The 20,840-nt window shown below is 62.4% G+C and carries 21 protein-coding genes; 10 read left to right on the top strand and 11 right to left on the bottom strand.

The window, feature by feature from the left end:
- Positions 1 to 49 precede the first annotated feature (49 nt).
- From M0D69_RS18310 to mpl, 10 genes are all read right to left on the bottom strand, one after another.
- Positions 50 to 1,057 (bottom strand): arabinose ABC transporter substrate-binding protein, encoded by a 1,008-nt coding sequence (locus M0D69_RS18310; RefSeq protein WP_301783371.1) that lies wholly within the window; start codon positions 1,055 to 1,057, stop codon positions 50 to 52.
- A gap of 115 nt (positions 1,058 to 1,172) precedes the next feature.
- On the bottom strand, positions 1,173 to 1,943 hold the full coding sequence (locus M0D69_RS18305; RefSeq protein ID WP_301783370.1) for an SDR family oxidoreductase: 771 nt from the start codon (positions 1,941 to 1,943) through the stop codon (positions 1,173 to 1,175).
- Entirely contained in the window at positions 1,940 to 2,614 is a 675-nt protein-coding gene (locus M0D69_RS18300; protein WP_301783369.1) for a 2-dehydro-3-deoxy-6-phosphogalactonate aldolase, read from the bottom strand. The genes M0D69_RS18305 and M0D69_RS18300 overlap by 4 nt, the downstream gene beginning before the upstream one ends.
- 13 nt (positions 2,615 to 2,627) lie before the next feature.
- On the bottom strand, positions 2,628 to 3,656 hold the full coding sequence (locus M0D69_RS18295) for a 2-dehydro-3-deoxygalactonokinase (RefSeq protein ID WP_301783368.1): 1,029 nt from the start codon (positions 3,654 to 3,656) through the stop codon (positions 2,628 to 2,630).
- On the bottom strand, positions 3,653 to 4,579 hold the full coding sequence (locus tag M0D69_RS18290) for an IclR family transcriptional regulator (RefSeq protein WP_301783367.1): 927 nt from the start codon (positions 4,577 to 4,579) through the stop codon (positions 3,653 to 3,655). The genes M0D69_RS18295 and M0D69_RS18290 overlap by 4 nt, the downstream gene beginning before the upstream one ends.
- A gap of 435 nt (positions 4,580 to 5,014) precedes the next feature.
- Complete coding sequence (gene mtgA / locus M0D69_RS18285) at positions 5,015 to 5,737, bottom strand: monofunctional biosynthetic peptidoglycan transglycosylase (RefSeq protein ID WP_301783366.1); 723 nt, start codon at positions 5,735 to 5,737, stop codon at positions 5,015 to 5,017.
- Positions 5,738 to 5,786: 49 nt separating this feature from the next.
- Positions 5,787 to 6,656, bottom strand: coding sequence for a shikimate dehydrogenase (aroE, locus tag M0D69_RS18280; protein WP_301783365.1), 870 nt, complete (start codon positions 6,654 to 6,656; stop codon positions 5,787 to 5,789).
- Positions 6,653 to 8,752, bottom strand: a complete 2,100-nt coding sequence (locus tag M0D69_RS18275; RefSeq protein WP_301783364.1) for a ribonuclease catalytic domain-containing protein — start codon at positions 8,750 to 8,752, stop codon at positions 6,653 to 6,655. The genes aroE and M0D69_RS18275 overlap by 4 nt, the downstream gene beginning before the upstream one ends.
- 101 nt (positions 8,753 to 8,853) lie before the next feature.
- On the bottom strand, positions 8,854 to 9,441 hold the full coding sequence (locus M0D69_RS18270; RefSeq protein WP_301783363.1) for a YqiA/YcfP family alpha/beta fold hydrolase: 588 nt from the start codon (positions 9,439 to 9,441) through the stop codon (positions 8,854 to 8,856).
- Positions 9,438 to 10,838 (bottom strand): UDP-N-acetylmuramate:L-alanyl-gamma-D-glutamyl-meso-diaminopimelate ligase, encoded by a 1,401-nt coding sequence (gene mpl, locus M0D69_RS18265; RefSeq protein WP_301783362.1) that lies wholly within the window; start codon positions 10,836 to 10,838, stop codon positions 9,438 to 9,440. The genes M0D69_RS18270 and mpl overlap by 4 nt, the downstream gene beginning before the upstream one ends.
- Before the next feature lie 170 nt (positions 10,839 to 11,008).
- Between mpl and M0D69_RS18260 the strand changes: the two genes are divergently transcribed.
- From M0D69_RS18260 to M0D69_RS18215, 10 genes are all read left to right on the top strand, one after another.
- Positions 11,009 to 11,653 (top strand): UDP-N-acetylmuramate--alanine ligase, encoded by a 645-nt coding sequence (locus tag M0D69_RS18260; protein WP_301783361.1) that lies wholly within the window; start codon positions 11,009 to 11,011, stop codon positions 11,651 to 11,653.
- Positions 11,650 to 12,201, top strand: coding sequence for a TlpA disulfide reductase family protein (locus tag M0D69_RS18255; RefSeq protein ID WP_301783360.1), 552 nt, complete (start codon positions 11,650 to 11,652; stop codon positions 12,199 to 12,201). Before M0D69_RS18260 ends, M0D69_RS18255 begins: the two co-directional genes overlap by 4 nt.
- A 203-nt stretch (positions 12,202 to 12,404) precedes the next feature.
- Positions 12,405 to 12,869, top strand: a complete 465-nt coding sequence (aroQ, locus tag M0D69_RS18250) for a type II 3-dehydroquinate dehydratase (RefSeq protein WP_301783359.1) — start codon at positions 12,405 to 12,407, stop codon at positions 12,867 to 12,869.
- Positions 12,870 to 13,024: 155 nt separating this feature from the next.
- Complete coding sequence (accB, locus tag M0D69_RS18245) at positions 13,025 to 13,510, top strand: acetyl-CoA carboxylase biotin carboxyl carrier protein (protein ID WP_301783358.1); 486 nt, start codon at positions 13,025 to 13,027, stop codon at positions 13,508 to 13,510.
- A gap of 175 nt (positions 13,511 to 13,685) precedes the next feature.
- On the top strand, positions 13,686 to 15,068 hold the full coding sequence (gene accC / locus M0D69_RS18240; protein WP_097265350.1) for an acetyl-CoA carboxylase biotin carboxylase subunit: 1,383 nt from the start codon (positions 13,686 to 13,688) through the stop codon (positions 15,066 to 15,068).
- Between the two features lie 10 nt (positions 15,069 to 15,078).
- A complete protein-coding gene (gene prmA, locus M0D69_RS18235) occupies positions 15,079 to 15,981 on the top strand; it encodes a 50S ribosomal protein L11 methyltransferase (protein ID WP_301783357.1) in 903 nt (300 codons plus the stop codon).
- 45 nt (positions 15,982 to 16,026) lie between these two features.
- On the top strand, positions 16,027 to 17,391 hold the full coding sequence (locus tag M0D69_RS18230; RefSeq protein ID WP_301783356.1) for a zinc-ribbon and DUF3426 domain-containing protein: 1,365 nt from the start codon (positions 16,027 to 16,029) through the stop codon (positions 17,389 to 17,391).
- A 121-nt stretch (positions 17,392 to 17,512) separates the two neighbouring features.
- The gene (tpx, locus tag M0D69_RS18225; RefSeq protein WP_301783355.1) at positions 17,513 to 18,013 is read left to right on the top strand and encodes a thiol peroxidase; all 501 of its coding nucleotides are present in this window, start codon (positions 17,513 to 17,515) and stop codon (positions 18,011 to 18,013) included.
- 289 nt (positions 18,014 to 18,302) lie between these two features.
- Positions 18,303 to 19,238, top strand: a complete 936-nt coding sequence (locus tag M0D69_RS18220; protein WP_301783354.1) for a carbohydrate kinase family protein — start codon at positions 18,303 to 18,305, stop codon at positions 19,236 to 19,238.
- Positions 19,239 to 19,374: 136 nt separating this feature from the next.
- Positions 19,375 to 19,851 (top strand): glycine zipper 2TM domain-containing protein, encoded by a 477-nt coding sequence (locus M0D69_RS18215; protein ID WP_301783353.1) that lies wholly within the window; start codon positions 19,375 to 19,377, stop codon positions 19,849 to 19,851.
- Positions 19,852 to 20,115: 264 nt separating this feature from the next.
- On the opposite strand, the gene M0D69_RS18210 is transcribed toward M0D69_RS18215, so the two are convergent.
- A complete protein-coding gene (locus M0D69_RS18210) occupies positions 20,116 to 20,823 on the bottom strand; it encodes a histone H1-like repetitive region-containing protein (protein ID WP_301783352.1) in 708 nt (235 codons plus the stop codon).
- Between the last annotated feature and the right edge of the window lie 17 nt (positions 20,824 to 20,840).

Raw genomic sequence — 20,840 nt, 5'->3', positions numbered from 1 at the left:
CCTTGTTCGACACGCGCCGCGGTCCGTGGTGTTGCACTACGGAACAGCCTTACTTCGATGCCAGGCCCATCTTCTCGCGCACTTCGCCCACGTTGTCACGCGTCGCCAGCATGCCGGTCGTGAGCGTCACGAGCGGCGGTTCCTTGCCGTCCTTGATCCACGTGTACATGAGTTCCGACGTTTCCTCGCCATGACGCTTCGGGCTGATGATCACGGTGCCGTAGAAGCCGGTCGGGTTCGGTTTCTTGAACTCGTTCAACGCCGAGTCCGAGCCGCCGATACCCACGCCGATCATGTTGTCCGCCTTGAAGCCACGCCCTTCTGCTGCGCGCACTGCGCCGAGCACGGCTTCGTCGTTCAGGCCGAACGCCACCCAGTGCTTGAACTGGGTGTTTTTCGTCAACGCGATGTTCGCTGCGTTGAAGGCGTTTTCCGTATCGGTCTTGGCTTGCGGCGCCATTACGATATTAGCCTTCGGAAAGCCCGCTGCGACCAGCGCTTCCACGGCGCCCGCGGTGCGGTCATGCGCGGTCGGAAGCTGTTCGTACGTCACGTCGATAGCACCGACTTCCGCCATGTTCCAGCCGCGCTTCTTGATCTCGGCGGCAATTCCATCGCCTACTTGCTTGCCGATGTTGAACGCCGAAATACCCATGTAAGGGACCGATTCGATCGGTTTGCCCGAGCCATCCACCAGACGGTCATCCACCGTCATCATCTTCAACCCGGCAGCTTTCGCTTTGGCAACAATGCCCGGTCCAAGCTTGACGTCTGGCGTGCAGATCACGAAACCCTGCGCCTTTTGCGCGGCGAGGTTGTCGATGGCGCTCATCACCTTTTCACCCGACGGCGCGCCGATCTTCACCAGCGTGAAGCCCTTTTCCTTCGCGGCCATTTCGGCGAATTTCCATTCGTCCTGGAACCACGGCTCTTCCGGCTGCTTGACGAGGAAGCCGATCTTGACGCTATCGGCGGCTTGCGCCACCGGCGCCGTGAACAAGGTCGCGCTTGCTGCCGTGGCCGTGGCAACCAGTGTGAGGAACATTCTGCGTTTCATGGTCTGTCTCCTGACTTGATGGTCTATCTAGTTGGTACGAAGGTGTTGGCCGCGTCTTGTTGTCATGACGTCGCACCACGGCCAGTGCGTCATTCTGTGCTGCGTTTTCTTTTTTTCAGTCGTGGTACAGCGCCGAGCGCCCGCCATCGACGGTGATGCAACTTGCGTTGATAAACGGCGCTTCATCCGATGCGAGGAACACCGCCGTCATCGCCACTTCCTCCGGGCGGCCGATGCGCTTCATCGGTTGCAGATCGAGCGTCCTCTGTTGCGCTTTCACCGGATCGGGCTGTTCGTCCCACCAGTCGTGCGTAAGCTGCGTCTCGATGTAACCCGGCGCGATCGCGTTCACCCGCACCTGGCGCCGCGCGTATTCGATACCCAACGCCCGCGTCAATCCGATCACACCGTGCTTCGCCACCGGATACGGGAAGCAACCGGGAATGATCTTGAACGAGTGCGTGGAAGCAATATTCACGATGCTGCCGCGCCCGCGCTCGACCATGCCTGGCAACACGGCGCGGCAACCGTTCCAGACGCCGTCGAGATCGACGGCGAAACAGCGGCGCCAGTCGTCGTCGGTCATGGTCAGCGGATCGCAGAACACGTTGATGCCCGCGTTGTTCACCAGCACGTCGATAGGGCCGAACCGGGCTTCGCCTTCGCTGACGGCGTTTTGCACCGATGCGCTTTGCGTCACGTCCGTCTGCACTGCAAGCACGTTGGCCGCGGAGCCGATCCGCGCTGCCGTTTCACGCGCTAACGCAATGTCCAGTTCCGCCAGCACCACAGCCGCGCCTTCGCGTACAAACGCGCTGGCGATTGCCGCGCCGATGCCACGCCCGGCGCCGGTGATCATCGCGACCTTGCCTGCGAGCCGGGTCATTTCTTCTGGCCTCGTGCAACGGCTAATCCGTTGATGAACGCCTTCGCGTGCGACGAAGTCGTTGCTGCGCTCTGGCCCGGCTTGTACAACGCCGAACCTAAACCGAAACCGTTCGCGCCCGCCGTGAGGAACGGCCCCATGTTGTCCGGCGCAATTCCACCGACCGGCACCAGCGGCACGCGCGCCGCGATCACCGCACGCCACGCCTTCACCACATGGACTCCGAGCTGCTCGGCGGGAAACATCTTCAGCACGTCCGCGCCGTTCTTCAACGCGATAAACGCCTCGTTCGGCGTCGCGACGCCTGGCGCGCAGGCGAGCCCTTGAGCCTTCGCGGCACGCACGACGTCGCCGTCGCTGTGCGGCATCACGATCAACTCGCCGCCGGCCTTCTTCACTTCATCGACGTAATGCGGGTGCAGGACCGTACCCGCGCCGACGATGGCATCGGCGGGAAGCGCCTGTCGGATCGCCGCGATGCTGTCGAACGGTTGCGGCGAGTTCAAAGGCACTTCGACAATACGAAAGCCCGCTTCGTACAGCGCGCGGCCGTGATCGGCGGCGTCGGCGGGCGTCACGCCGCGCAGGATGGCGATCAGCGGACACAGCTCGAACGCAGCGGCGAGGCCCGCGTGCGGTGCGTAGGGCCCGGGAAGGTTGATATCGATCATGTTCTGCTCCTGATTAGTTCGCGCTGGTCATCGAGCGGATCAGCCCGGCCTGCACGGCGATCCGATGCAGCCCGCGCTCGGTCGCATGCGCGACGGTGCGCGCATCGTGGCAACCGAAACGCGCGAGCGCGTGGCGATAACGTTCGCAAAGCGCGTCGTTGCCGATCAGCCTTAGTGTCTTGCCGGCGAGACCCGCTTGCTCGCGCGCCAGCACTTCGTTGAGACCACGCAACTCATGGCCGATCAGCAGGCCCGAAAGGTAATCGGCTTGTTGCTCAGGCTTCAGTTGCCCGGTCAGTCCCAGCGTGCGGGTGCTGAAAATCGTCGCGAGCATGCCGGCGTGGCCCGCATCTTTGGCGGTATCGACGCCACGAATGAACGCGGCCAGATCGTGCTGATCGGTCACGCGCATGGTGCGGCCGAGGATGGTGTGATCGCGTAGCGCGCCGAAGGTCTCGCCGGTCATGAAGGTATAAAACCGTTCGATTCGTCCCTTCGATACCACCGCCCACTTCGCATGCGTTCCCGGCAAGCCGATCAACCCGCCGTGCGGTTCCTGGTCCAGCGTGGTGTCGCTCGCGAGCGCCCCGAAGATCTGCGTTTCTTCGCCGCGCATCACGTTGGGCAACGCGCCGTCCTCAAGCACGCCCGGAACGATATGAACCGTGAGGCCCTTGAGCGTTGTCACGCGCACGATACCCGCCACGAGGGCGGCGGGATCGGCGGGCGTGGAGATGTACGGCGCCTCCATCCAGCCTTGCGCGCTGCCGACCATGCCGGCCGCTATGACGGGAAGCTGCGAGTCACTGGCGAGCCAGGCGCCGCAGGTTGCATCGAATACCGTGTCGAAACCGCCTTCCGCTGCGGGCTTCGGCAGATTCATGATTCCCGCCGACGAGGCCCGCGAATCCAGCACCACGCCCTGTGCGTCGAGGAGATAGGCGCGCAACGCCGTGGTGCCCCAGTCGAGCGCGATCAGAGCGGGAGCGTGTTGCGCTTGCTGCGCTTGTTTCGTCACGGCCGATGTGTCAGTCCGCGTCATCGTTTGATCCTGCGTGTGGCGGGCTGCGGTACACGCCAGCCGAGTTCTTGCGAGATCGCGCGCGCCTCGCGCTGCACGACCGGAATCAGTTCTTCCATGCGCTCCGGCGGCATGTACGGAATCGTGCTCGCCACCGAAAGCGCCGCCACGATTGCCCCCGATGCATCGCGCACCGGTGCCGCGACGCAGCGGATGGACGCTTCGTTTTCCTCGAGATCGAAGGTGAAACCGCCTTGCGCATAACGCGTCATGCGCTGCACGAAGGTATCGATATCGGGCTGATGGTCCGGCTTGAAACTCACCTTCGCGAGCACGCGATGCGACGCTTCAAGCAGCTTCGACCAGGTCTGGGGCGGCAGGTCGAGCATCATCGCCTTGCCGATTCCCGTCGATGCAAGAGGCATCCGGTGCCCCACGCGCGAGCGCATTTCGAGGCCGCGCGTGCCGGGAATCTTGTCGATGTAGAGCACGTCGTCGCCATCGCGTACGCCAAGGTGGATGGTGTCGTGCGTGTGTTCGGCGAGCACTTCCAGATGCGGGCGCGCGACCGCGGTGAGCGGCATTTGTTCGAGCGCGATCGTGCCGAGTTCGATCAGCTTCGGGCCAAGCAAATAGCCGCCACCGACCTGGCGCAGATAACGCGCCTGCACCAGCGAGCTCACCAGCCGATGCGTCGTGCTGCGGGTTGTGCCGAGCGCCGCGCCGATGCTGCGCAGATCGCGTGCGCCGCCCGCTGCGGCTTCGAGAATCGCGAGGCCGCGCAGCAGGGTTTGCGTGCCGGCTTGCTGGGGCGTGAGGTCGAGCAGCGCGGCCGCCGATGCTTGCGCTTCGTTCGGTTCGTCTACATCGCGCGCTGCCGGTTTGCTGGCCGCGCGGTCCATCGACAATTCTTGTTCGACGGTGGGGTTCAGGGTCTTGGTCATGGCACTCGATGTTCCCGGCTTGAGAATGACTGAGCTTTCGTTCACGACGCGGGTTACCGGGCCGATCGCACGTGGCGAAGCGTCGCGCTGGACGCGGCGCGGGAAATCATCGATGAGGAGTGCGGGACGCGCGGATGCTTGAGCGAATGCGAATGCGCTGATTGCGCTGACCTTTGCATGACTTGTCTCCGAGTGCTTTTTTCGTTGCACGCGGGCAGCGGGAAAACCCCGGGACCGCGTGTAACTGCCGTTTTGGCTGTGATTGGATTTTAGAGCCGTGCGTCGGAATTATTCAATATGTGATTGATGTGTTCACATATTGGGAGATTTGATGGGATTTTGCGTGAAATGAGGGAAACAAAAAACCCCGACGGATCGGGGTTTTGGGGGGAAGCTTCACGAGTTCATATTGGGGCTGCGTTATGCCTCGCCGCCTCAATGCGGCAACTCCGCCGCCCCCATCCGCCTCGCAATCACCCCCGCGCGTTGCGACAAATACGCGGAGCCGCGATGTTCATCGAAGTATTTCGGTCTCGGCAGCATCACCGCGAGCCGCGCCGATTGCCACGCGGTCAGCTTCGACGCCGACGTCTTGTAGTAATACCGCGCCGCCGCTTCAGCGCCGTACACGCCATTGCCCCACTCAACGGAATTCAGATAGATTTCGAAGATGCGCTCCTTGTCCATCCAGAGCTCGAGCATCGACGTGATGACGAGCTCCTGCGCCTTCCTCACATAACTCTTTTCCCGCGATAAAAACAGGTTGCGCGCCAGTTGCTGCGAGATGGTCGACCCGCCCGCGACAATCTTGCCGCGCGCCTTGTTCTTCTCCCAGGCTTGCAGGATGGCATCAGTTTCGTAACCGTTGTTGTTGACGAAGTTGGCATCCTCGGACGCGATGATCGCGCGCTTCAGATTGCGTGAAATCTGGTCGTACGGGACCCAGGTGCGCTGGACAGAAAGATCGGGTCGATCCTGCGCGAGCCGCCAGGCGTCGGAGCGCATGAATGCCGTCGATGACGGATTGACGACCGTATAAATGCCGACCATCGCGAAGAAGTAGACCTGCGTGGCGATAGCCGCAATCGCCATCACCGAGATGCCGTAGACAATCCACCGAGCCGGCCCGAGACGAACGGGCGATTTTGTTCTTGTCATCGTGCTTCTTCTGTTTGGAACGGAACGGCGCGCTGATCCACGCGCTTTTCTAAACCTTCGTCGATAACTCCAGCCGCAACGCACGCAGCACCGAACCGCTGTCCGGGCGCACCCCGCGCCACAGGAAAAACGATTCCGCCGCCTGTTCGACGAGCATTCCGAGACCGTCGGCCGACCGCGCGCCGAGGTTTTCCGCGTGGCGCATGAACACCGTCGGCTGGGCGCTGTACATCATGTCGTAGGCGAGCGTGCCGGGGCCAAACGAACCGTCGTCGCAATCGGGCAGCGAGTCGTCGAGACTGCCGGCCGTCGCGTTCACGATGACATCGTAAGGGCCCGCTTCCACGCCATCCGCACCTCCGCCGGAGAAACGCACATGCGCGGCGCGGGCGGCATCGGAGAAATGGTCGACGAGTTGCTGCGCCCTCGACGCCGTCCGGTTCACGATCGTCAACGCCGCCACGCCGCAATCCAGCATCGGCAGCACAACGCCTCGCGCCGCGCCGCCCGCGCCCAGCAGCAGCACGCGCGCGCCTTTTAACCCAACGCCCAGATTCCCTTCGATATCACGCACAAGGCCAACGCCATCGGTGTTGTCGCCGAGCACGCCGTCTGCATCGCCGAAACGAAGCGTGTTGACCGCGCCCGCCGCGGCTGCGCGCGGCGTGAGGGTATCGGCCAAAGCGTGGGCGTCGAGCTTGAACGGCACCGTCACGTTCATGCCGCGACCACCCGCTTGGGCGAACGCCCGGACATCGTCGGCGAACGCGCCGATGGTTCCAAGCACGCGCCCGTACTCGATCGCTTCGCCCGTCTGCTCGGCAAAACGCGCATGAATCCACGGCGATTTGCTGTGCGCGACCGGATTGCCGATCACGGCATAGTGGTCAACGCCTTCACGTTGCGCACCGGAAGTCATCGCGTGGGCTCCGTCGTGTCAGGCGTGCTTTCGCCGGCCGGCTCATCCGTAGAGGCTTGCGCTTCCGTCGAAGCATCTTCAGCCGTCGCTTCCGCCTGCGCCTCAGCTTCGCTTTCCGCGCTCAAATCTTCCGTTTCGATCAACTCTTCTTCCGTCTCTTCCTGTTGCGCGTCAGCCTCTTGCGCCGAAGCGGCCGAAGGGGCATCGATCACATGCAGCAAGCGGCACGACGCTTCGACGGTGAGTTCATCGAGGTTCATCACCTCCAGCATCACCTTCGTTCCGCGCGCGTGCACGCCAAGCCCGGGCACATGCAGCATCAGCGGAATTTCATCCAGACGCACGAGATCGTCCTTCACCACCGACGCCGCCACCTGCTTCCTGTTCTCCTGCTTCAACCATCGCAGGCACCAGAAATACTCCATGCGCCGTTGATGATCGGCGTACGCGGAATACTGGTCATCGAAGCCCTGAACGACGGCGAACAAATCAGCGTCTTTCGGCTTGAACGGCGCGACCAGCGCAGCCGTCACGCCATGCCGCACGCACGCGAGCAATTGCCATTGATTGACCAGATCGACGTATCGGCGCAGCGGCGACGTGCTCCACGCATATTGCGCGACGCCCAAGCCTTCGTGCGGTGCGGGTGTGGTCTGCATGCGCGTGCGCTTCGGTCCCGGCGCGCCAAACCCGCGCTGCGACCGGTAAATCCCCGGCACGCTGTGATCGTTGAGAAACGCGCCCCACGATGAATTCGCGAGAATCGCAAGCTCGGCGACGATCAGATCGAGCGGCGATCCGCGTCGACGCGGCTTGATCGTGATGTGCTCGCCTTCCACGTAGAAGTTGAAGTCGTTGTTGCGCTGCACTTCGCGCCGCAGGCCGTAACCCGCGCGCGCTTCCTGACGCTTTTCGAACAGCGCCTGCGCGAGCGGCCACAGCACCGCGATGTCATCCTTGTGCGGATACTCGCCGCTGCCCGCCCCGAGCGACTCTTCCGTGACGTGTTCGTCCAGATGGTTGTGCCGAAGATTGTTCTTCACGAAGACACGCTCGGCGCGCGTTTCGGTCGCCACGATCTCCTGCGTTTCGCGATTCACGATGATGTACAGCGACAACGCCGGCCGCAATCCGCCTTCAGCCAGCGTGAACGCTTCCACGACGCTGTCCGGCAGCATCGTGATCTTGTCGCCGGGCATGTAGACGGTGGAAAGCCGCGTGCGCGCGATTGCATCGATCATGTCGCCGCGCGTGATCCCCAGCGCCGGCGCCGCGATGTGAATACCAACGCGCACGCGGCCATCGGTGAGATGCTGGACGGAGAATGCGTCGTCGATTTCCGTCGTGGTGACGTCATCGATGGAAAACGCTTCCACGTCCGCTTCCGGCAGATCGTCGGGCAACGGCGGCACAGTGACGGCAGCGAAGCCCGTGCCGTGCGGGAAAAACTCAGACAGGAAACGCGCTTCGTGCAGCGCCCGCGCAGACGCAATCCCGCCGACTTCCAGCATCAGCCGCGCTTGAGAAATCCCGCGCTGGGCGGCAGCCGCCTCGAGCGCCTTATATTCGATGGAGTTCTTATCCGGCTTCGTCAGCAAACCGATCGCCTTGCCGGCGAGCGCCTCGGGCAATTTGCCCGCGACCAGTTCCGCTTCGTAACCCGCCTGCACCAGCGCCAGCTGGCGTTTCTTTTCGAGCCCGGCCAGCGCCATTTGCAACTGTTCCTGCGGCGCGCGCTGATATTGCCCGCGGCCTTTGCGGCGGAAATACACCGGCGAACCATGCATGCGCAACACGAGCGCGGCGCGTTCGGTCGCGCCGAATTTATCGCCGAAATAATCGGCGCCCAATTCCGCGAACGGGAATTCCTCTTCCGGCGCGCATTCCCACAGGAAATCGAGGTCGATGCCCTGCGCGATGGTGTCGGCCTGTTGCATCAGATCGGCTGCGTTCGGTTTCTCGAATTCGATCAATACGTCTTTCGCGCGCACTTTTGCACGCCGTCCGCCCGGCAACTCGACCTGAAACGCATCGTTCTGTTTGGACAGAACGGCGCCGGCCTTGAAACTACCCGATTCCTCAAAAAAAACGTTCACTCAATACTCTCGAAAGACTGTTGGTCGACGTGGCGTGCAGTCGGGTTTGCATCCCGGTAGCTGAGGCGCCAAGCCAACGAAAAATGGATGCGCTTGGGAATTCAGGCCGCTACCGCGGGGGGCCGCGCTGCGCAGAACGCGAGCACCTGATCCAGATAACTGGGAAAGTCGCTGATTGCGTGATCGCTGCCCTGGATCAGCGTGGTCCGCACGTCCGGGTAATGCGCGAGCATGGTGCGATAGTCGAGCACTTCGTCGCCGGTCGCCGCGATCAGATAGTAGCGCTCCGGCCGCGTGATCGACGCGACGGAAAGCGCGCGCAGTTCATCGATATGACGCGGCTCGACCACAATACTGCCGCCGCCATGCCACAACGGCTGTTCGCCGAGATAGCAGCTCAGATCCTTTTGCGGCACGACCGCCGGATTCAGCAGCACTGCGCGCCAGCCATGTTTTTCAGCGAGCCAGGTGGCGTAGAACCCACCAAGCGAGCTGCCGATCACCGTGATCTCGTCCTCAGGGGCCTGCGCGGCGAGCGTTTCGGCGAGCGCGATGGCTTCTTTCGGCGACACCGGCAACGTCGGACACTGCCACTCGCCGACCAGTCCCAGTTCTTCGAGCCGCGCGCGCATCACACGCGCCTTGAACGATTGTGGCGATGACCGAAAGCCGTGCAGATAGAGAATCACGCCCCCTCCTTGGTGGCCGGCCGCGCCGACAGTGCGTCGAGTAGCTTCTGATGAACGCCGCCGAAACCGCCGTTGCTCATCACCAGCACGTGATCGCCCGGCCGCGCTGCGGCAGCGACCGCATTGACGAGCAACCCGAGGTCGTTGAAGGCCTGGGCTTTGTCGCCGAGCGGCGCCAGCGCCGCTTGCAGGTCCCAGCCGAGCTTGTCGCGGCCTTCGTGCGCGCCGTAGCCGAAAACCAGGTCGGCGTCGGCGAGACTGGCTGGCAATTGCGCTTTCATGGTGCCGAGTTTCATCGTGTTCGAACGCGGTTCGAGAACGGCCAGAATGCGGCTATTTCCGCCGATGCGCGTGCGCAAGCCCGCTACCGTCGTTTCGATTGCTGTGGGGTGATGTGCGAAGTCGTCGTAGACGCTCACGCCGTCCACGCTGCCCTTCACTTCCATCCGGCGTTTCACATTCCTGAACGTGCTCAGTGATTGCGTCGCCTGCACGGGTGGAACGCCCACCGAACGCGCCGCTGCGATCGCCGCCAGCGCATTCATTCGATTGTGCTCGCCTTGCACTTGCCAGTCGACCACGCCCAGGCGCTCGCCTTCCCAGTACACGGCGAACTGCTCGTCAACGGCAACGCCTTCGCTGGCAGGCAGCGCTTCCCAGCCGCCCTGCACGCCGAAGCGCTCGACGCCCGACCAGCAACCGCGTGTCAGCACGCGTTCTAGCGCGGCTTCGCGCCCGTTCGTCACGATCCGTCCGACGCCGGGCACGGTGCGCACCAGATGATGAAATTGGGTCTCGATAGCGGCGAGATCCGGGAAAATATCGGCGTGATCGAATTCGAGGTTGTTCAGCACGGCGGTGCGCGGCCGGTAATGGACGAACTTGGAGCGTTTATCGAAGAAGGCCGTGTCGTATTCGTCGGCTTCGATCACGAAGAAGCTTGAGTCCGTGAGCCGTGCTGAGATGCCGAAATTCAGCGGCACGCCGCCGATCAGGAATCCCGGATTCATGCCGGCATCTTCCAGCAGCCACGTCAGCATGGAACTCGTGGTGGTCTTGCCGTGCGTGCCGGCGACCGCGAGCACCCATTTGCCGTTCAGCACGTGCTCGCCGAGCCATTGCGGGCCGGACGTGTATGGCAGGCCGCGATCGAGGATGGCTTCCATCAGGGGATTGCCGCGCGTCACGACATTGCCCACTACGTACAGATCCGGTTCGAGCGCGATTTGCTCGACGCCGTAACCTTCGATCAACTCGATGCCCTGCGCTTCGAGCTGGGTGCTCATTGGCGGATAGACGCCTGCGTCGCAGCCGGTGACGCGGTGACCCGCTTCGCGGGCGAGGACCGCGAGGCCACCCATGAATGTGCCGCAGATACCGAGGATGTGAATGTGCATAAAGCGTGTGTTCGTGGCGGGAGGGCCGTTAGCACGGGGGGAATGAGTGAAGTATTCCGGCGCCCGGAGCGGTACATTGTAACCGACGCATGGGCGGGGATTTTTGCCGACGGCCGGGCCGAGCCCACCCCCGAGTGCGAACGAAAACCTATCTCCGGTATCATTCCGCCATGATTCGCAAATCACATTTCGATCCGCTGCGCGTGCGCGAAGAAATTGCCATCGCGGCGGCGCGGATGATCGCTGAAGACGGGCTCGACTACTCCACCGCCAAGCGCAAGGCAGCGCGCCAGGTGGTCGGTGAGACGCGCGTGGGCGGCGAATGGCTGCCGGATAACGGCCAGATCGAAGAAGAAATCCGCGAGTACCAGGCAATTTTTCAAAGCGAGAGCCAGCCAGCCGTCCTGCGACGCATGCGTGAAGTGGCGCTTGAATGGATGCAGCGGCTCCAGCCCTTCAATCCGTATCTCACCGGCGCGGTGCTGAATGGCACGGCGGGCGAGCATTCGGACATTCATCTGCAGTGTTTCTGCGACAACCCGAAGGAAGTCGCTATTTACCTGCTGAACGCGAACGTTCAATACGATGTGTCGGAGACACGGCATTTTGCCGGGCGCGGTTACGTCGAAACCTTGAGCTTCCTGATGCGCCCCTCACGCGACGAAGAACCAATGGGCATCCACATCGCGCTCTACGACACCAACGACCTGCGCGGCGCCGTGCGCGCGGACGGCCGGGGCAAGCTCGCGCGAGCCAGCGCTGCCGCCGTACGCGCATTGCTCGACGAACCGCCAACACCTGCTACCTCACTATGAATTCCATGCGCATTGTTGCTGCCCTTGTCGTCGCCATGGCGGCGACCGGGGGCGGCTTCTACGCCAGCCATCTGATGATGGGCGGCGAAACCAGCGAAGCGGCGGTGCTCACCTCCAAAGCGAGCGGGAACGCCGTCGATGAACTCTGGAAAGCACAACTGCAAGCTGCTACCGGCACGCAGCAAGCGCTCGCCGCGTTCAAGGGCAAGCCCGTCGTGGTGAACTTCTGGGCGTCATGGTGCGGCCCGTGCGTGAAGGAAATGCCGACGCTCGCCGCGCTTCATCGTGAATACGAGAAAAAAGGCATCGCGTTCGTGGGTCTCGGCGTCGATTCCGAGAAAAACGTGAACGCGTTCCTCCAGAAGGTGCCGGTCGATTACCCGATTTATATCGCGGGCTTTGGCGGCGCGGACCTCGCCCGCAGTTTCGGCAATAACGCGGGCGCCTTGCCGTTCACCGTGGTTATCGACGCGAAGGGTGTAATTCGCTCGACAAAACTCGGCGAAGTCGATCCAAAAGAGCTGAAAGCGACGCTCGACGCCTTGTAAGACGCCTGTTTAACCGCGCAAAAATCGATACGAATCGCGGGGAGATACCGTCATTTCAAGAAACTTTGCACGAAAATACGTGCAAAATGCGCTTGTTCCGCCTGCCCGACTCCCTGATCGGGGCGTCGGGCAGGCCGTAAAACTAGACAAAATTCTCTAAAGGGCGCTAAAGTGCGCCCAACTCCGCACAAACCAAAGCCACTATGTCACGACTGCTGGTGCTGCACGGCCCAAATCTTAATCTGCTTGGCACCCGCGAGCCGGACGTCTACGGCCGGGTGACGCTCGCAGAAATCGATCGGGCGCTGGCAGAGAAGGCACAGGCGGCTGGCGCGGAATTGTCGTCGTTCCAGAGCAATCATGAAGGCGCGATCGTCGACCGCATTCAGCAAGCGCGGACCGAACAGGTGGACTTCGTGCTGATCAATCCCGCGGCCTACACGCACACGAGCGTCGCGATCCGCGATGCCCTCGCGGGCGTGGCGCTGCCGTTCGTCGAGATTCATTTGTCGAACGTGCACAAGCGGGAAGCTTTTCGGCATCACTCCTATTTCTCCGATCTCGCCGAAGCCGTGATCTGTGGCCTGGGCTGGAAAGGCTATCTGTACGCGCTCGATTTTGCACTCGAGCGTGTTGCTTTGAATCCTGCTGCAAAGTCACGCGCTTGAGTCGCGATCCGCTCGAAGCAATTGAACTGCTCGCACGACGTGATGCGGAGCCTGCGTCTGCAGCATCGGACAATGCTCCCGTCGGCGGCACCCAAAACCAAGTCAAGCACCGGAAAAATGCTTCCGGTCACCAAGCATTGAAAGGGGAATTTTCGATGGACCTTCGTAAACTTAAAACTCTCATCGACCTCGTCTCGGAATCCGGCATCTCGGAGCTGGAAGTCACCGAAGGCGAAGGCAAGGTTCGCATCGTCAAGAATGCCGCGCCGGTCTACATGCAGGCTCCGCAGTACATGCCGCAAGGCCCCATGCAGCAAGCACCGCAATACGGCCCGCCGGGCGACGCAGGCAACGGCGGCGCAGCAGCCAGCGCGCCGGCTACGCCGGTAGCTGTCGTGCCGCAAGGTCACATCGTGACGTCGCCGATGGTCGGCTCGTTCTACCGCGCGCCGTCGCCGGGCGCCGACGCGTTCGTACAAGTCGGCGACACGGTGAAAGAAGGCCAGACGCTGTGCATTATCGAAGCAATGAAGTTACTCAATGAAATCGAGTCGGACAAGTCGGGCGTCGTGAAGGAAATCCTGGTCGAGAACGGCCAGGCCGTCGAGTACGGTCAGCCGCTGTTCGTGATCGGCGATTGATTTCCAGCGATTCCGCCGGACATGAGCGCGTTCAGTTGTGATGCGCCTGGCCGGTGGCCGCAGCACTCGGGCACTCGCCTGATTAGTTTGACTAACCGGCGAGACGCGCCACCGATCTCCCAGGACCGCCACGGGCAACCGTCCAGGCGATCCATCGATGAGTCGAAACCTTGCTATGTTTGAAAAAATCCTCATTGCGAACCGTGGTGAAATCGCGCTTCGAATCCAGCGCGCGTGCCGCGAACTAGGCGTCAAGACGGTCATCGTCTATTCGGAAGCCGATAAAGAAGCCAAGTACGTGAAATTGGCCGATGAAGCCGTGTGTATCGGACCGGCTCCGTCCAATCTCAGTTACCTCAACATGCCGGCGCTGATCAGCGCGGCCGAAGTCACCGACGCCGAAGCGATTCACCCCGGCTACGGTTTCTTGTCGGAGAACGCGGACTTTGCGGAGCGCGTCGAGCAATCCGGCTTCACGTTCATCGGACCGCGTCCGGAAACCATCCGCTTGATGGGCGACAAAGTCTCCGCCAAGCAAACGATGATCAAGACCGGCGTGCCGTGCGTGCCGGGTTCGGAAGGCGCGTTGCCCGACGATCCGAAGGAAATCGTGAAGATTGCGCGCGCTGTGGGTTATCCGGTGATCATCAAGGCGGCAGGCGGCGGCGGTGGTCGCGGCATGCGCGTGGTGCACACGGAAGCGGCGCTGGTGAACGCGGTGAACATGACCCGCGAAGAAGCCGGCCGCGCGTTCGGCAATCCGCAGGTCTACATGGAGAAATTCCTGGAGAACCCGCGGCACATCGAAATCCAGATTCTCGCCGATTCGTTCCGTAACGCGATCTGGCTCGGTGAACGCGATTGCTCCATGCAGCGCCGTCACCAGAAGGTGATTGAAGAAGCGCCGGCGCCGGGTATTGCGCGACGCTTGATCGAGCGGATTGGCGATCGTTGCGCCGATGCCTGCAAGAAGATGGGTTATCTCGGCGCGGGTACGTTCGAGTTCCTGTACGAAAATAACGAGTTCTATTTCATCGAAATGAACACGCGCGTGCAGGTCGAACATCCGGTGACGGAGCTGATCACCGGCGTGGATATCGTGCAGGAACAGATTCGTATTGCTGCCGGCGAAAAGCTCGCGTTCCGCCAGAAAGACATCGTGTTTCGCGGTCACGCCATCGAATGCCGGATCAACGCAGAAGATCCGTTCAAGTTCACGCCGTCGCCGGGACGTCTCACGTCGTGGCATTCGCCGGGCGGTCCTGGAATTCGCGTCGATTCGCATGCGTACAACGGCTATTTCGTGCCACCGAACTACGATTCGATGATCGGCAAGCTGATCTCGTACGGCGCGACGCGCGAGCAGGCGATCAACCGCATGCGCATTGCGTTGTCGGAGATGGTCGTGGAAGGCATCTCGACCAACATCCCGCTGCATCGCGAGATGATGATCGATGCGAAGTTCGTCGAGGGCGGCACGAGTATTCACTACCTCGAAAACAAGCTCGCCGCGCGCAAGGCGGCAGCCGCCGTCGCCGCGGAAGACGCAGCACAGTAAAGGTTTGGAAATGAGCTACCGGGAATTGATCGCCGAGCTGGACCGGGAACACGCGGAGGCATTGTCGGATGCGCTGCTGGAGTTGGGCGCGCTGTCGGTATCGGTGGAAGATGCCGACGCCGATACCCCCGACGAGCAACCGCTATTCGGCGAACCCGGCCTCACGCCGGACCAGAAGGCGTGGAACCGCTCGCGCGTCGTCGCCCTTCTCGCCGACGACGCCGACCCCGCCGTGCTACTGGCGGCCGCGGCGAATGAAATCGGCTTGAAGGACACGCCGGCCTTCGCGCTGCGCGACGTCGAGGACCAGGACTGGGTGCGCCTCACGCAATCCCAGTTCGACCCTATTCCTATCGGCAAGCGCATCTGGGTCGTGCCGTCCTGGCACGCAGCACCCGATCCGGACGCGCTCGTGCTCGAACTCGATCCGGGCCTGGCGTTCGGCACCGGCAGCCATCCGACCACGCGCCTTTGCATGGAATGGCTCGAGCAGTCGGTTTCGCAAAACCAATCCGTACTCGATTACGGTTGCGGTTCCGGCATCCTCGCGATCCTGGCGAAGAAATGTGGTGCGGACCCGGTGATCGGTATCGACATCGATCCTCAAGCCGTCGAATCCGCGCGTCAAAATAGTGAGCGTAATCGCGCCGAGGTCACGTACGGCCTGCCTGCCGATCTTGAAGAAGGGCAATTCGATATCGTGGTGGCGAACATTCTGTCGAACCCGCTCAAGCTGATGGCATCGATGCTCTCGGCACGCGTGAAACCGGGCGGACAGATCGCGCTGTCGGGCATTCTGGCTCGCCAGGCCGACGAAGTGGCGGCGGTCTATGCGCGCTGGATCGACATCGGCGTCTGGCGGGAACACGAAGGCTGGGTGTGTCTCGCGGGTACCCGCCGCGAAAGCCTTTAGAATAGCGCCATCGTCCATCTACCGGCCTCTGGCCTTCGGCTACATATGGCGCTGGCAACCCGCTGTCCCCACTGCGATACCGTGTTCCGTCTGGATCCGCATTTGCTCGCGCCGCACGACGGCCGCGTGCGGTGCGGCCATTGCCAGGAAATCTTCGACGCCGCGCATTACCAGTTCGACCGCGACGAAACCGTCATGGCCGCGCTGGCCGCGACCGCGCCGAATTATGGCGCGGACCCGGCGAGCCCGAGGTCGGAGAAATCGAGCGCCGAGGTCTCCGGGGGCAAGCACGACGCACTGGGCATTCCGCTGCACCCGCTTGTCTCCAATACCGCCCTCGCACCTCACGCTGAAGCCGATCAAACCCCGGCAGCGCGCGAGGAACCGCCCGCTGGAGTTGCCGCCGGAGTTGCCGCTGCAAAAGCCGTGTCGCGCACGCGCGCGGAGAGTGATTTTCCAGGCGAAGAACGCGCCGGATCGCCGTGGCAGGCGGTCAATCGCACCGAAGCCGAAGCTAAAGCAGCCGCCGATACAGCACGCGCCAAAGCCGACGCACCCGCTCGCACCGAACCCCGTGCCGATCCTTTTGTCGCTCGTACGGATGCTGATCCACTGAAGGAATCGCGTACCGATCCCTTCGTCAGGCGCACTGAAACCGAAGCGCTAAACGAATCCCTAAACGAATCCCTAAACGAATCGCGTACCGAGCCGTTCGTCGGGCGCAGCGAACCGCGCGTGGAGCCGGAAACGCCTGCGCCCCGACGCCCCGCCGATACCAACGCCCGCACCGAACCCTCCCCGCTCGGCGCCGCACCTGCCGCGCCATGGGCCGCCGATCCCGAGCCGCGCTTCGGCGGTGCGCCAACGTCGTCCGAACCCTCCTCCGAGCCTTTTCCCGTTATCCGCGAAACGCGCGCGCCGGTACGTTCGGGAATCGTGTGGAAGATCATCGGCTGGTCGATCGCGTTCGTGCTGTTCGTCGCGTTGATCGCGCAGGTCGCGTGGTGGCAACGGGAAACCGTGATGGTCTACTGGCCCGCCTCGCAGCAACTCTTTGCGCAAGCCTGCGAGCAGCTTGGCTGCGTAGTTGCGCCGCCGCGCGATATCGATGGCTTGCAGATCGAGAACTCCGGTCTGCGCCAGGTGGACGGATCGCACAAGCTGGAACTGAAACTCTCGCTGCGCAATCGCTTCGACGTGGCGATCGCGTATCCGGCGCTGGAGCTCACCCTCCTCGACGACAAGAACAACGTCGCAATCCGCCGCGTGCTCTGGCCGCAAGACTACGCGCGTCCCGGCACGGTGATAGGAGCCGGCCTCGCCGCGCGCAGTACGCAGCCCGTGATCGTCCGGCTCGATACCGGCGACGCGGTTGCGGCGAATTATCGCGTGCAGATCTTTTATCCCTGACGCGCACCTGCTTTCACATTTTTACGCTTAGCCAGTCGTTGTTTTCCGCGCGCGTCTCTCGTCCGTCCCCGGTCAGACGACGCGCGTATTCCCTGAACGTCAGACACATTCTGGAGTAGACATGAGCCAAGTTACCCTCGGCGGCAACCCGATCGACGTGGCAGGCACGTTCCCGGCAGCCGGTTCGAAAGCAGCTGATTTCACCCTCGTCGGCAAGGATCTCGGCAACCTGACGCTGGCAAGCTTCGCCGGCAAGCGCAAGGTCCTGAACATCGTGCCGAGTCTCGACACGCCGACGTGCGCCACCTCCACGCGCAAGTTCAACGTCGCGGCAGCCGGACTCGACAACACGGTGGTCGTGGTCGTCTCAGGCGACCTGCCCTTCGCGGCAACGCGCTTCTGCACGACGGAAGGCATCGAGAACGTGGTGACGGCATCGTCGTTCCGAGGCCATGACTTCGCGAAGGCATACGGCGTCGATGTCACGAGCGGACCGCTGACGGGCCTGACGGCGCGCGCAGTAGTAGTGATCGACGAAAACGACAAGGTGCTGTACTCGGAACTCGTGCCGGAAATCAAGAACGAGCCGAACTACGACGCAGCGCTGGCAGCGTTGAAGTAAGTAGCGAAGAACGCGGGCTCCTTGCAGCCTGCGCGGTCGACGCCGGCGAGCGGCATCCTGACGCATCGCTCGCCGCGCCGAACGTATAAGCCGAATAAATGCTCCAAGCAAAACGTTTAACCAGTAGCGCATTCAACCCGCAGGCCGAATGCGGCGTGCGTATCCGTCACGTGGAGGCGGCCGGCCCCGCCGCCGCGTGACGAATGCGCAGCGCTTCATGCGGGCATGCACGGTGCTCAGGAACTCAAACCTGCGCGCACTTTTATCGATTATTTTTAGGATTTCGCTAGTGTCTACGCTCATCTGCGGCTCGCTCGCCTACGACAACATCATGACGTTCCAAGGCCGCTTTGGCGACCATATCCTGCCCGACCAGGTACATCAGCTGAACATCAGCTTCCTCGTCCCCACGATGCGGCGCAACTTCGGCGGCTGCGCGGGCAACATTGCCTACGCGCTGAACCTGCTCGGCGGCGACGCGAAGATCATGGCGACCCTCGGCGAAGCCGACGCCCAGCTCTATCTCGACCGCTTCGATGCGCTGGGTTTGTCGAAGCAATATGTGCGTGTCCTGCCCGACCAGCACTCGGCGCAATGCTTCATCACCACCGACCTCGGGAACAACCAGATCACGGCGTTCCACCCGGGCGCGATGATGGATTCGCACCTGAACCACGCTGGCGAAACCCAGGGCATCACGCTTGGCATCGTCGCGCCGGATGGCGCCGACGGCATGCGCCAGCACGTCGAGGAACTGGCGGCCGCGGGCGTGCCGTTCGTCTTCGATCCGGGCCAGGGCCTGCCGATCCTCGAAGGTGTGGAACTTCGTCGCATGATTGAACTTGCTACTTACGTGGCAGTCAACGATTACGAGGCGAAATTGTTGAGCAACAAGACCGGTTGGTCGATCGACGAAATGCTGAGCCGCGTGGAAGCGCTGGTGATCACGCGCGGCGAATATGGCGCGCAGATTTTGCACGCTAAAGGCGTCGAAGAAATTCCGGCCGTGAAGGCGCAGAAAGTCGTCGATCCGACCGGTTGCGGCGACGCGTTCCGGGGTGGCTTGCTGTATGGCATCGAGCACAAGCTGGGCTGGGCAAAAACCGGTCGTCTCGCGAGCCTGATGGGCGCGCTGAAAATCGAACATCAAGGACCGCAGACGTATGCGCCTTCGCGTGGCGAGATTGGCGAGCGGTTCGAGCAGGCTTTTGGTTCGGCGCTCTAAGGTTTTTCAAGTAGTGCTGTGAAGAAGCTTGAGATGAGTCATGAAAGCGGATCTGGGCGACGCTTCGGCAATGACATGGTGCAACAGGCTGTTGGCCACCCGTGCAGCAGCCTGCCGTAATTTAGTGGAGTGAAGAATGAACATGACAAGTCGTATGGCGCTGGCAGCAGCGCTAGTAAGCTCCGTCGTCATGACGGGATGCGCCTATAACAGCAGTTCGCCCGACGTGTACACCGCGTCGCAAGCGCAGCGCGAAGAAACGGTCCGCATGGGCACGGTCGACAGCGTGCGCGGCGTGAAGATCAGCTCGAACAACGGCCAGCCTAGCGGCCTTGGCGCTATCGGCGGCGGTGCACTGGGTGCAGTCGCAGGCAGCGCGCTTGGCGGTGGGCGTGGCTCGATCCTCACGGGTATCGTCGGCGGGATCGCGGGTGCGGTGGCGGGCAACGCGGTCGAGAACGGCGTCGCGACGCAGAACGGACTGGAGATCACGGTGCGTCTGGATAACGGCGACATCCGCGCCATTACGCAGACCGCAACCGGCGAAGTGTTTCAGGCCGGCGAGCGCGTTCGGTTGTTGTCGAGCGGCGGTGTGACGCGAGTGACGCACTAGCGGATGAAGAAAGTGCCGGCGTGATCGGATCGATCGCGCCCGGGGCTGGAGAAAAGCGCATGCGCCTTCGGGCGTGTGCGCTTTTTTTCGTCTGCGCTTTTTTGCAGCGAGCGTTTGCTGCGAGCAAGAACGCCTCGTCGCACCATGCAACGCCCAATAAAAAAACCCGCTGCCGGCAATCACCGGTAGCGGGTTTGGACCGCGTAGCAATACACGGTCTCGAGACACATCGCGTGTGTCGAAGTACTGCGTTACACCCTGCGCTTACGGACGGCTGCCCGTGGGGAACGGCCATGCAGCTGCCGGATTCAACGCCGTCTTGACCGTTGCAGCCGGAGCCGGCGCTGCAGGAGTCGTTGCCGTCGTTGCCGGTGCTACAGCAGTCGTCTTCTTCGCAGCAGCAGCCTTCTTGGCCGGAGCCTTTTTGGCAACCGGAGCGGGCGCCGGAGCAGGCGCTGCGGCCGGAGCAGCAGCTACGGCCTTCTTCGCAGCAGGGGCAGCCTTCTTGGCGGGCGCAGCCTTCTTGGCGGCCGCCTTTTTGGCAGGTGCTTTCTTAGCAGGCGCCTTTTTAGCAGCGGCCTTTTTAGCAGCAGCCTTTTTGGCGGGCGCCTTCTTGGCCGCAGCCTTCTTGGCAGGCGCCTTTTTGGCAGCAGCCTTCTTGGCAGCAGCCTTCTTGGCAGGCGCCTTCTTAGCAGCAGCCTTCTTGGCAGGCGCCTTTTTAGCAGCAGCCTTCTTGGCAGGCGCCTTCTTGGCGGCAACCTTCTTGGCCGCTGCCTTCTTCGCAGGCGCCTTCTTGGCTGCAACCTTCTTCACCGCAACCTTCTTCACTGCGACCTTCTTGGCGGCGACTTTCTTCACTGCAACTTTCTTCGCCGGCGCCTTCTTAGCTACCGTTGCCTTCTTGGCAGCCACTTTCTTGACAGCCGGTTTTGCTGCAGCTTTCTTTGCGACGGATTTCTTGGCTAATGCCATCATTTTCTCCTTCAGGT

The sequence above is a fragment of the Caballeronia sp. SEWSISQ10-4 2 genome, assembly GCF_030464885.1.
Lineage (GTDB): Bacteria > Pseudomonadota > Gammaproteobacteria > Burkholderiales > Burkholderiaceae > Caballeronia.
This window is presented reverse-complemented; position numbering and strand designations above follow the sequence as displayed.